We start from the raw sequence: 12021 nt of genomic DNA on the forward strand, positions 1-12021 counted from the left end.
AGCATGTGCGCGCCCTCGCGGATCTGGTCCCGCGCCATCTCCACGCAGTCGTCCCAGCGGCCCTCCAGCATGGCCTCCCGGAACTTCTTCGACCCGTTGGCGTTGGTCCGCTCGCCGATCGCCAGGTACGAGGTGTCCTGCCGGAACGGCACCGTCTGATAGAGGGAGGCGGCGCCCGGCTCGGGGCGGGGGGAGCGCTCGGGCGGGGTGAGGCCCTGGACCCGCTCGACGACCTGGCGCAGGTGCTCGGGGGTGGAGCCGCAGCAGCCGCCGACCAGGGACAGGCCGTAGTCGCGGACGAAGTTCTCCTGCGCGTTGGCCATCTCGGAGGCCGTGAGCGGGAAGTACGCGCCGTCCTTGGTGAGCACGGGCAGGCCGGCGTTCGGCATGCACATCAGGGGCGTGCGCGAGTGGCGGGCGAGGTAGCGCAGGTGCTCGCTCATCTCGGCGGGGCCGGTCGAGCAGTTCAGGCCGATGAGGTCGAGGCCGAGGGGCTCCAGGGCGGTGAGCGCGGCACCGATCTCGGAGCCGAGGAGCATGACGCCCGTGGTCTCGAAGGCGAGCGAACAGATCAGGGGCACGTCCACGCCCAGGGCGTCCATCGCGCGGCGCGCGCCGATGAGGCTGGACTTGGTCTGCAGCAGGTCCTGGGTCGTCTCCACGATCAGGGCGTCGGCGCCGCCGGCCAGCAGGCCCTCGGCGTTCTGCTGGTAGCCGTCGCGCAGCACGTCGTACGCGATGTGGCCGAGGGACGGCAGCTTGGTGCCGGGTCCGATCGAGCCGAGCACCCAGCGCTGGCGGCCGTCCTCGGCGGCGAACTCGTCGGCGACCTCGCGGGCGATCCGGGCGCCCGCCTCGGAGAGCTCGAAGATCCGGTCCGCGATCTCGTACTCGCCGGCGGCCGAGTGGTTGGAGCCGAACGTGTTGGTCTCGACGCAGTCGACGCCGACCTCGAAGTACGCCTCGTGGACCGAGCGGACGATGTCGGGCCGCGTGACGTTCAGGATCTCGTTGCATCCTTCGAGGTTCTGGAAGTCCTCGAGGGTGGGGTCCTGGGCCTGGAGCATGGTGCCCATGGCTCCGTCGGCGACGACGACTCGGCTGGCGAGTGCCTCGCGGAGGGCGGCGGCGCGGTTCCGGCTGTCAGCGGAAGGGGTCGGCAACGAGGCCATGGATGAGCTCCCTGGGATGCGACGGCTGTCGGCTTTGCGCCCTCGGGGGAGGGTGCACGGGGCCAGCGTAACCGCGCGGGCGCCGGGGTGGACACGGCGTCCCACGGGCCGGACGGCATCCTGTGTGCGGGGACTCCCGGTCCTGCCCCTCCTTGGCCGACACTGTGTGGTGTGACGCAAGGTCGGCATCGACCGATAGTGTTCAGCATTGTCGAACAGCAGGAGAAGGGTGAGGGGCCGGGCGATGGCGAAGAACATCCAGTCGCTTGAACGGGCGGCGGCCATGTTGCGACTGCTCGCGGGCGGCGAGCGCCGGCTCGGCCTGTCCGACATCGCGTCGTCGCTCGGACTCGCCAAGGGGACGGCCCACGGCATCCTGCGCACCCTCCAGGCGGAGGGCTTCGTGGAGCAGGACGCGGCCTCGGGCCGCTACCAGCTGGGCGCGGAGCTGCTGCGGCTCGGCAACAGCTACCTGGACGTGCACGAGCTGCGGGCGCGCGCGCTGGTCTGGACGGACGACCTGGCGCGGTCCAGCGGCGAGAGCGTGCACCTGGGGGTGCTGCACCAGCGGGGCGTGCTGATCGTGCACCACGTCTTCCGGCCGGACGACAGCCGCCAGGTCCTGGAGGTGGGGGCCATGCAGCCGCTGCACTCCACGGCGCTCGGCAAGGTCCTGTCGGCGTACGACCCGGTGGCGCACAGCGAGGTGCTGGAGGTCGAGCGGGAGGCGTTCACGCCCCGGACGACCACGGAGCTCGGGGACTTCGAGTCGCTGCTCGACATGACGCGGGCCCGGGGCTGGGCGGCGGACGTGGAGGAGACCTGGGAGGGCGTGGCCTCGGTGGCGGCGCCGATCCACGACCGGCGGCGGATGCCGGTGGGCGCGGTGGCGGTCACCGGGGCCGTGGAGCGGGTCTGCCCGGACGGGGAGCTGCGCCCCGAGCTGGTGGCGGCGGTGCGGGACTGCGCCCGCGCGGTCTCCCGCGACCTGGGGGCCAACCGCTTCTGACCCTCCTCGGAGGCGGCTCACGACCGCCCCTCGTACAGAACCGAACCCGCCGGTAACGATCGCGTTATCGGCGGGTTTTTCACTTCCCAGACCCTTGACGCGCTGTTAACCCGGGGGCAAAACTTCCGTTCATCGGTCGGCATTGTCGAACACCTAACGGCAATAGGCGCTAAGGTGTGACAGTGCCAAGGGCCGGCAACGCCCTCACACGAGGGCGCGGACCACCGGAGGGACCCGGGGTTCGCCTTCCCCTGGACGAAGGACAAAGGAGTCGCGGGTGTCCAGCTCCGACATCTTCCTCGGCGAGACCATCGGTACCGCCGTACTCATTCTGCTCGGCGGCGGTGTGTGCGCCGCCGTCACGCTCAAGAGCTCCAAGGCCCGTGGCGCGGGCTGGCTCGCGATCACCTTCGGGTGGGGCTTCGCCGTCATGACGGCGGTCTACATGACCGCTTCCCTCTCGGGGGCCCATCTGAACCCCGCCGTCACGGTCGGAATCGCGATCAAGGACGGGGACTGGAGCAACGTCCCCGTCTACCTCGCGGGCCAGATGCTCGGCGCGATGATCGGCGCGACGCTGGTCTGGGTGGCCTACTACGGCCAGTTCCGGGCGCACCTCACGGACCCGGAGACCCTCGGCGAGGAGCCGATCGAGGGCCCCGGCCCGGTGCTCGGCGTCTTCTCCACGGGTCCTGAGATCCGCAACACCTGGCAGAACCTGGCCACCGAGATCATCGGCACCGTCGTGCTGGTCCTGGCCGTGCTCACCCAGGGCCTCAACGACAGCGGCAAGGGCCTCGGCGTCATCGGCGCCCTGATCACCGCGTTCGTCGTGGTCTCCATCGGCCTCTCGCTCGGCGGCCCGACCGGCTACGCCATCAACCCGGCCCGTGACCTCGGCCCGCGCATCGTGCACGCCCTGCTCCCGCTGCCGAACAAGGGCGGCTCCGACTGGAGCTACGCCTGGATCCCGGTCGCCGGTCCGCTGATCGGTGGCGCCATCGCCGCGGGTATCTACACCATCGCGTTCGCCTGAGCCGTCCTTCTTCCAGACCCCCCTTGGAGCACACCGTGACCGACGCACACACCTCCGGCCCGTTCATCGCGGCCATCGACCAGGGCACCACCTCCTCGCGCTGCATCGTCTTCGACAAGGACGGCCGGATCGTCTCGGTCGACCAGAAGGAGCACGAGCAGATCTTCCCGAAGCCCGGCTGGGTCGAGCACGACGCCGCCGAGATCTGGACCAACGTCCAGGAGGTCGTCGCCGGGGCCCTGGAGAAGGCGGACATCACCGCCGCCGACGTCAAGGCCATCGGCATCACCAACCAGCGCGAGACCACGCTGCTCTGGGACAAGAACACCGGCGAGCCCGTCCACAACGCCCTCGTCTGGCAGGACACCCGCACCGACGCCCTCTGCAAGGAGCTCGGCCGCAACGTCGGCCAGGACCGCTTCCGCCGCGAGACCGGCCTCCCCCTCGCGAGCTACTTCTCCGGCCCGAAGGTCCGCTGGCTGCTCGACAACGTCGAGGGCCTGCGCGAGCGCGCCGAGCGCGGCGACATCCTCTTCGGCACCATGGACTCCTGGGTCATCTGGAACCTCACGGGCGGCGTCGACGGCGGCCACCACGTCACCGACGTCACCAACGCCTCCCGCACCATGCTGATGAACCTCCACACCATGGGCTGGGACGAGAAGATCCTGCAGTCCATGGACATCCCGGCCGCCGTGCTGCCGGAGATCCGCTCCTCCGCCGAGGTGTACGGCACGGTCAAGGGCGGCGTCCTCGACGGCGTCCCGGTCGCCTCCGCGCTCGGCGACCAGCAGGCCGCCCTGTTCGGCCAGACGTGTTTCGCCGAGGGCGAGGCCAAGTCCACGTACGGCACCGGCACCTTCATGCTGATGAACACCGGCGACAAGATCATCAACTCCTACAGCGGCCTGCTGACCACGGTCGGCTACCGGATCGGCGACGCGAAGCCGGTCTACGCCCTGGAGGGCTCGATCGCCGTCACCGGCTCGCTCGTCCAGTGGATGCGCGACCAGATGGGCCTGATCAAGTCCGCCGCCGAGATCGAGACCCTCGCGTCCTCGGTCGAGGACAACGGCGGCGCCTACTTCGTGCCGGCCTTCTCCGGCCTGTTCGCCCCCTACTGGCGCTCCGACGCGCGCGGTGTCATCGCCGGCCTCACCCGGTACGTCACCAAGGCGCACATCGCCCGCGCCGTCCTGGAGGCCACCGCCTGGCAGACCCGCGAGATCACCGACGCCATGACGAAGGACTCCGGCGTCGAGCTGACCGCTCTCAAGGTCGACGGCGGCATGACCTCCAACAACCTGCTGATGCAGACCCTCTCGGACTTCCTGGACGCCCCCGTCGTGCGTCCGATGGTCGCCGAGACCACCTGCCTCGGCGCCGCCTACGCCGCCGGTCTCGCCGTCGGCTTCTGGCCGGACACCGACGCGCTGCGCGCCAACTGGCGCCGGGCGGCGGAATGGACCCCTCGCATGGACGCCGACAAGCGTGACAGCGAGTACAAGAGCTGGCTCAAGGCCGTCGAGCGGACCATGGGCTGGATCGAGGACGAGGAGTAATACGAGATGACCACCCTGCAGAGCGTCCCTGCCCTGGGGACGCACCCGGCTGCCGGTTCCCTGCCGAGCCGCGCCGAGACCCGGGAACAGCTTTCCAAGGCGACGTACGACCTCCTGGTGATCGGGGGCGGCATCCTGGGCATCTCCACCGCCTGGCACGCCGCGCAGTCGGGCCTGCGGGTGGCCCTGGTGGACGCCGGCGACTTCGCCGGCGCCACCTCCTCCGCCTCCTCCAAGCTGCTCCACGGCGGCCTGCGCTACCTGCAGACCGGAGCGGTGAAGCTGGTCGCGGAGAACCACTTCGAGCGGCGCGCGGTCTCCCGTCAGGTGGCACCGCACCTCGCCAACCCGCTCACCTTCTACCTGCCCGTCTACAAGGGCGGCCCGCACGGCGCGGCCAAGCTCGGCGCCGGCGTCTTCGCCTACAGCGCCCTCTCGGCCTTCGGCGACGGGGTCGGGCACCTGCTCTCCCCCGCCAAGGCCGCCCAGGACGTGCCGGAGCTGCGCACCGACAACCTGAAGGCCGTCGCCGTCTACGGCGACGACCAGATGAACGACGCCCGGATGGCGCTGATGACCGTCCGCGCCGCCGTCGCCGCCGGCGCCACCGTCCTCAACCACGCCGAGGTCACCGGCCTCCGCTTCACCCGCGGCCGGGTCACCGGCGCGGAGCTGAAGGACCGCACCACCGGCGACGAGTTCGGCGTGGACGCCCGGCTCGTGCTGAACGCGACCGGCCCGTGGGTCGACCACCTGCGCAGGATGGAGGACCCGAACGCGGCCCCCTCCATCCGCCTCTCCAAGGGCGCGCACCTGGTCCTCAAGCGGACCTCGCCGTGGAAGGCCGCGCTGGCCACCCCGATCGACAAGTACCGCATCACCTTCGCCCTCCCCTGGGAGGACATGCTGCTCCTCGGCACCACCGACGAGGAGTACGAGGGCGACCCCGGCCAGGTCGAGGTCACCGAGAAGGACACCGCCCAGATCCTGGACGAGGCCGCCTTCTCCATCCGCGACCAGCAGCTCTCCCGCGACCTGATCACGTACTCCTTCGCCGGTCTGCGGGTGCTCCCGGGCGGTCCCGGCGACACCTCCAAGGCCAAGCGCGAGACGGTCGTCACCGAGGGACGCGGCGGCATGCTGTCGGTGGCCGGCGGCAAGTGGACGACCTTCCGCCACATCGGCCGCACGGTGATGAAGAAGCTGGAGTCCCTGCCGGGCCACCCGCTCGGCGAGGACTACGAGCCGGTGTCCACGCTGCCGAAGCGGCTGCCGCTGCCCGGCATAGCCAACCCGAACGCGGTCGCCCACCGGCTGCTGGTCGACGGCCCGGCGCCCGGCCCCCGGATGGCCGCCGACACCGCCAAGCACCTGGCCACGCACTACGGCTCGCTCTCCTTCGACATCGCCCGGATGGCGAACGAGAACCCCGAGCTGGCCCGCCGGATCCACCCGGACGCGCCGGAGATCTGGGCACAGGTCGCCTACGCCCGCGACCACGAGTGGGCCGAGACGGCGGACGACGTGCTGCGCCGCCGGACGACGCTGACCATCCGCGGTCTCGCGACGGACGAGATCCGCGCCGAGGTCGAGTCGATGCTGCGGAAGTGACCTCCCTGCTCCCAGGGGCGGTTCCTCGTCGAGGAACCGCCCCTGGGGCGTGCCACGCGCCGTCCACACGGCCGCAACACTCGGCGCGCACAGTGGGGGCATGAAGTTTCAGGTGCTCTCGATCGTCCACCACTCCCCGCACCCGCTCACCGGCGAACTGCTGTCCGCCGCCGACCGGTTGGAGCAGGTCGTCACGCTCGGCGAGACCGCCGAACGGCTCGGCTTCGACGCGTACGCGGTCGGCGAGCGGCACGCGGGCGCGTTCCTCTCCTCGTCCCCGACCGTACTGCTCTCCGCCCTGGCCGCCCGCACCAGCCGGATCCGGCTGCTCACCGGTGTCACCGTGGTCGCGATCCTGGACCCCGTCCGGGTCGCCGAGGACTACGCGACGCTCGACCAGCTCTCCCGCGGCCGGCTCGAACTCGTCGTCGGCAAGGGCGCGGAGGCCGGCCACTTCGACCTCTTCGGCCTCGACGAGGAGCGGCAGTGGGACCTCCAGAAGGAGAAGTACGAACTGCTGCGCCGGCTCTGGACGGAGGAGGGCGTCGACTGGGAGGGCGAGTTCCGGCCGCCGCTGAAGAACGTGACCACGGTCCCGAGGCCGTACGCCGGCCCGCCCCGGATCTGGCACGGCTCGGCCACCAGTCTCCGCTCCCCCGAACTGGCGGCGAAGCACGGCGATCCGCTCTTCACCGCCAACGCGATCCAGCCGCGCGAGGCGTACGCACGGCTCATCGCCCACTACCGCGAGAAGTTCGAGGAGTACGGGCACGATCCGGCCCACGCGCGCGTGGCGGCCGGTTCCGGCGGGCTGCTCATCGCCGACACCCCCGGACGGGCGGTGAGCCGGTACAAGGAGCTGTACGAGGCGAAGGTGCGGCAGAGCTTCAAGCCGCACCTGGAGGGCAGGGCCGGGTACAACACCCCCTTCCGCACGATCGAGGACGCGATCGCCGACGGCCCGCAGCTGATCGGCTCGCCGCAGCAGATCATCGACAAGATCCTCGGCTACCACGAGCACTACGGGCACGACCTGCAGTCCGTCACCGTCGACACCTTCGGCCAGTCGACGGCCGAGCAGACCGAGACGCTCCAGCGCTTCGCCGAGGAGGTCGCGCCCGTCGTGCGGAGGGAGGCGCCGAGCACCCTCTGGGAGGAACGGGGGGAGGAGTGAGGGGAGGTGCGGGGGCGCCGTGTGCGGAGGCGAGTTCCTGGGTAGTCGATCAAGGCCGCACGGGTTTTCGGGGATGTCCGGGGACTGCGGGCGGACCACCGGAAAGCCGTAAGGTGGGGCCGTACGACAGGAACTTCGAATAAGGAGGCGCTGGGTGATCGAGCTCGAGGGGGTACCCGAGCTGATCGACCCGGTCATGGTGGCAGCGTTCGAGGGCTGGAACGACGCCGGCGACGCCGCCTCCACCGCGGTCGCCCACCTGGACCGGGAATGGAAGGGCGAGGTGTTCGCGGCGCTCGACGCCGAGGACTACTACGACTTCCAGGTCAACCGCCCCACCGTCTTCCTGGACAACGGCGTCCGGAAGATCACCTGGCCGACGACCCGGCTCTCCGTGGTCCGGGTCGGCGGCGACAAACCCCGCGACCTGGTGCTCGTGCGCGGGATCGAACCCTCGATGCGCTGGCGCTCCTTCTGCAACGAGCTGCTCGCCTTCGCGCACGAGCTGGGCGTGGAGATGGTGGTGATCCTGGGCGCGCTGCTCGGGGACACCCCCCACACCCGGCCGGTCCCGGTCAGCGGAGTGACCTCCGATCCGGACCTGGCACGGACGATGGACCTGGAGGAGACCCGGTACGAGGGCCCGACGGGCATCGTGGGCATCCTCCAGGAGGCCTGCACGCACGCGGGCGTGCCGGCGGTGAGCCTGTGGGCGGCGGTGCCGCACTACGTGTCGCAGCCGCCGAACCCCAAGGCGACCCTGGCGCTCCTCAACCGCCTGGAGGACCTGATCGGGCTGCGGATCCCGCTGGGCGAGCTGCCGGAGGACGCGCGGGCCTGGCAGCTGGGCGTGGACCAGCTGGCCGCCGAGGACAGCGAGGTCGCCGAGTACGTGCAGACCCTGGAGGAGGCGCGGGACACGGCGGAGCTGCCGGAGGCCTCGGGCGAGGCGATCGCCCGCGAGTTCGAGCGGTATCTGCGGCGGCGCGAGCCGGGCACGGGCCCGGGGGTGGCGACGGAGGGCGGCGACTTCCTGCGGGACTCCGGGAGCGGTCGGACGCGCCCGCCGAAGCCGGAGCAGCCGGGTCCGGAGTCGGTGCCGGGGGCGGACTCCGCCGAGGAACCGGCCGGGGGCCCCGACGGCGGGCCCGCCGAGGCGACCGGTGGGGCCTCCGCCGACGGACCGGAAGGTCCGGCCGACGGACGCGACGGCTCCGAGGGTCCCGAGGGGCCGCCCGGCGGCGCGTCGCCCGACACGGACGGCGGGGCCGGGAAGTAGCGGAGCGGAAGTGCGTGCGGAACGGGAGGGGTGCCCGAGGGCGTCCCTCCCGTTCGTGCGTCAGGCGCAGCCGAACCTGGCCGCCGCCCAGTCGCCGTGGTCGCCGCTCTTCGACCCGTTGGTGTCCGTGATCTTCAGCCGCACGTGCCGGGCTCCGGTCACGTCGACGTTCACGGGCAGGGTCGCGGAGGCCCCGGTCAGCCGGGGCGAGGTCCACAGGACCCGGCCGTCGGCCTCGACGGAGAAGGCCACGTCCCCGTAGCCGTCGATCTCGTCGTCGATGCCGACGTCGGCGGTGAAGGTGGTGCAGCGGCCGCCGAGGTAGACCTCGATGTCGGAGTCGGCGTGGGCGCCGATGCCCTTCTCGTAGGTCCGTCCGGCCAGGGTGAGGGCGTGGCCGTCGGCGGCGCCGGACTCGCCGTTGGAGCGGTCGCGCTCGGGCGGTCCCCAGCCGTTGGTCGCGCGCAGCCAGGCGAGGTCGCTCGCCCAGGCGTCGGCCGTCGGTGCCGGGGGCATCACTCCGATCGCGAACCGCTGGACGGCCGTGCGGTCGGTGCCCGCGGCGCGGTGGCGGGCGGTCGCCGTGAGGGTGGCCTCGCCGGGCTTCGCGTCGGCCGCCGGGGTGACGGCGACCTCGACCCTGCGGGTGGTGCCGGCCGGGACACGGGCGATCGGCGCGGCCGGGGTGACCTGCCAGCCGGCCGGGGCGTCCAGGGAGACCCGTACGTCGGTGGCGTCCCGGGTGCCCGCGGTGACGTCCACGGCGACGGTGCCGGGCGTGCCCGCGCCGAGTTCCTGCCCGGTGGGGGCGGCGAGGACGGCGGGGGCGCCGGGGACGGCCCCGCCGACGGCGCTGGTGTCGGTCAGGCGCAGTTCGAAGGCGCGGTCGGTGGACAGGGCGGTGGTCTTGATCCGGACCACTCCCCCGCGCTCGTCGCGGTCGTACCACCAGCCCTGGCCGGCCGCGTCGAAGGCGGCGCGGGAGGTGAGGGCGGGCAGCGGGCGCCCGTCGAGCTTCACGGTGCCGGGGGCGTCGCCGGTGTGGACGGTGAAGGCGTACGGCCGGGCGCCGGGCTTGCCGGTGTACGTGCCGTTGCTCGCGCCGATCCGGACGGTGACGTCACCGGGGCCGGACTCGGGGGCGCGGACCTCGGCGCGCTGGATGGCGTACTTCCCGGCGCGGTGCTCGCGGGTGACGCCGTCGTCCTCGTACAGCTCGAAGGAGGAGGCGCCCTGCGGGTAGACGTCCCAGGCGAGCGGGTCGCCGGGGGCGCGGTCCTGGTACGAGCGGAGGGAGCCGGGCCACATGGGGACGGCCGCCCCGGCCCGTACGAAGAGGGGCAGGGTGTCGAGCGGGGCGCTGTAGTCGTCGAGGGTGAGCGGACCCTCGTGGACGCGTCCGTTCCAGTAGTCGATCCAGGTGCCCTCGGGCAGGTGGATGCCGTCGCGCTCCACGGCGTCCTGGTAGACGGGGGCGACGAGGAAGTCCTCGCCGCTGAGGAACTCGTACTTCGCGGCCTCGGTCGCGGCCTTCGGGTCGTCCGGGTATTCGAGGGCGAGCGGCCGGGCGAGCCCGACGCCGGTCTTCGTGGCGCGGTACGCGTGGCTGTAGACGTACGGCAGGAGGGCCTCGTGGAGCTTGAGCGAGGCGCGGTTGATCGTGGTGTACGGCTCGCCGTACCGGAAGGGCTGCTTGTCGTTGGCGGCCCAGCCGTCCATGGTCATGGTGACGGGCAGGAACGTCTTCCACTGGAGGTCGCGGGTGTACGTCTTGGCACTGCCGCCGAAGATGCCGTCGACGTCACCCGTGGTGTAGGCGAGCCCGGACATGGACGCGCCCGCGTAGGTGGGTATCTGCCAGCGGATGTACTCCCAGCTGCCGGACTGGTCGCCGGACCACTGGACGCCGCAGCGCTGGGCGCCGGACCAGCTCTCCGGGGCCCAGGTGAAGCCGCGGGCGTCGCTGTTGGCCTCGATGCCGGCGTGGGCGTCCTTGCAGCCGTCGAGGGCGAACTTGTAGCCGTCGCCGACCCAGGCGACGTCGAGCTTGGCGACCCGCTGACCGGCCTTCACCTGGTCGGCGAGCTTGTCGATGCCGTCCTCGGTCCACAGGCCGAGCTTCATCTTCCGCTCGGCGAGGCCCGTGTTCGTCTCGGCGAGGTTCTCGTAGCCGCAGCCGTAGCCGTCGTTGACGAGCATCCAGCCGTTGGGCATGTCGTGCCGGACGTAGCCGTCGGCGACCTCCAGGGCGTCGAGCGTGTGGCGCTCGCCCCGGTTGGCGTTGTGCAGGTAGCAGTCGGAGTCGCCGATCTCCAGGCCGTACACCGGGGGCATGAAGGGCTTGCCGGTGAGCCGGGTGTACTGGCCGATGACGTCCTTGAGGGCGTCCTTCCCGTCGCCCGCGAAGTAGTAGGCGTCGAAGCGCCGTTCCTTCGCGCTGGTGGTGACGGGCTCGGTGAAGGCGTACGTGTTGGGCGCGTAGGTGTTGCGGTAGACGCCGTAGCCGGCGGAGGAGAGGTAGAAGGGGACGGAGTTGGGGTGGCCGCCGTCGTTCCAGTTGTAGTCGACGCCGACCTCGACGGTCTTGCCGCGGTGGGAGGTGTTGCCGCGGCCGTTCTGCATGCCGGCGCCGTAGAACTGCTCGTCGGCGCCGCGGGCGAGGGTCTGGACGGTGCGGTCCTGGTTCCAGGTGAGGCCCTGGGTCTCGGTCCAGAGCGGGGTGCCGTCGGCACGCACGGCCGAGAAGCGCAGCGGTGACTTGGTGGCGCGCAGGATCACCTTGGCGGTGGCGAGTTCGTACCGGTCGCCGAGGTCGCGCCAGCGGGTGGCCGGGGGCGGGCCCTGGGGCAGCGTGATGTCGGTGCCGGTGGGGTCGGTGAACTTCCCGTCGGGGGCGAGTTCGATGCGGAAGGTGTCGGCGGTGACGAAGGAGACGCGGGCCTCCGTGCGGCCCGCGGTCAGCCGGTAGACGGCTCCGTCGGCGGCGAAGCCGGTGACCTCGCCGACGGTGGTGTCGGCCGGGTCGGCCGAGGCGGTGGAGCCGGGTCCCGCGAAGGCCGCGAGGAGCCCGAGGACGGCTCCGGCGAGTGCAACTTTCATGCGTGATGATGATTGCATGGCGCTTGTTTAGCGCAGGAACGCGCAACTCCGCCAGGACAAAACGGAACCGCCCCCGGAC

General features: G+C 71.7%; 8 protein-coding genes. 6 read left to right on the forward strand and 2 right to left on the reverse strand.

Annotation, left to right across the window (positions count from 1 at the left end):
* Window positions 1–1172, reverse strand: a 1172-nt coding sequence (locus tag IE180_RS29670) for a homocysteine S-methyltransferase family protein (RefSeq protein ID WP_190160039.1), incomplete at its 3' end; no start/stop codon positions are given.
* A 244-nt stretch (window positions 1173–1416) separates the two neighbouring features.
* Here IE180_RS29670 and IE180_RS29675 point away from each other — a divergent pair.
* The 6 genes from IE180_RS29675 (at window position 1417) to IE180_RS29700 (ending at window position 8843) form a co-directional block, all read left to right on the forward strand.
* Window positions 1417–2181 carry an IclR family transcriptional regulator gene (locus IE180_RS29675; RefSeq protein ID WP_190160040.1) on the forward strand — a complete coding sequence of 255 codons (765 nt, stop codon included), beginning with the start codon at window positions 1417–1419 and terminating at the stop codon, window positions 2179–2181.
* 277 nt (window positions 2182–2458) lie between these two features.
* Window positions 2459–3217 carry an MIP/aquaporin family protein gene (locus IE180_RS29680; RefSeq protein WP_190160041.1) on the forward strand — a complete coding sequence of 253 codons (759 nt, stop codon included), beginning with the start codon at window positions 2459–2461 and terminating at the stop codon, window positions 3215–3217.
* A 35-nt stretch (window positions 3218–3252) separates the two neighbouring features.
* Complete coding sequence (glpK, locus tag IE180_RS29685; RefSeq protein WP_190160042.1) at window positions 3253–4779, forward strand: glycerol kinase GlpK; 1527 nt, start codon at window positions 3253–3255, stop codon at window positions 4777–4779.
* A 6-nt stretch (window positions 4780–4785) separates the two neighbouring features.
* On the forward strand, window positions 4786–6390 hold the full coding sequence (locus tag IE180_RS29690) for a glycerol-3-phosphate dehydrogenase/oxidase (RefSeq protein WP_190160043.1): 1605 nt from the start codon (window positions 4786–4788) through the stop codon (window positions 6388–6390).
* 100 nt (window positions 6391–6490) lie between these two features.
* Window positions 6491–7564 (forward strand): LLM class flavin-dependent oxidoreductase, encoded by a 1074-nt coding sequence (locus IE180_RS29695; RefSeq protein ID WP_190160044.1) that lies wholly within the window; start codon window positions 6491–6493, stop codon window positions 7562–7564.
* A 154-nt stretch (window positions 7565–7718) separates the two neighbouring features.
* Window positions 7719–8843 (forward strand): PAC2 family protein, encoded by a 1125-nt coding sequence (locus IE180_RS29700; RefSeq protein ID WP_190160045.1) that lies wholly within the window; start codon window positions 7719–7721, stop codon window positions 8841–8843.
* Window positions 8844–8903: 60 nt separating this feature from the next.
* On the opposite strand, the gene IE180_RS29705 is transcribed toward IE180_RS29700, so the two are convergent.
* Window positions 8904–11960 (reverse strand): NPCBM/NEW2 domain-containing protein, encoded by a 3057-nt coding sequence (locus tag IE180_RS29705; protein WP_190160046.1) that lies wholly within the window; start codon window positions 11958–11960, stop codon window positions 8904–8906.
* Window positions 11961–12021: the final 61 nt, after the last annotated feature.

It is taken from the genome of Streptomyces litmocidini, from assembly GCF_014649755.1.
Lineage (GTDB): Bacteria > Actinomycetota > Actinomycetes > Streptomycetales > Streptomycetaceae > Streptomyces > Streptomyces litmocidini.

Excerpts from the sequence above, each read along its gene's own strand:
- IE180_RS29675 (WP_190160040.1), top strand. The coding sequence starts at position 1,417 with ATGGCGAAGAACATCCAGTCGCTTGAACGGGCGGCGGCCATGTTGCGA.
- IE180_RS29690 (WP_190160043.1), top strand. The coding sequence starts at position 4,786 with ATGACCACCCTGCAGAGCGTCCCTGCCCTGGGGACGCACCCGGCTGCC.
- IE180_RS29695 (WP_190160044.1), top strand. The coding sequence starts at position 6,491 with ATGAAGTTTCAGGTGCTCTCGATCGTCCACCACTCCCCGCACCCGCTC.
- IE180_RS29705 (WP_190160046.1), bottom strand. The coding sequence starts at position 11,960 with ATGCAATCATCATCACGCATGAAAGTTGCACTCGCCGGAGCCGTCCTC.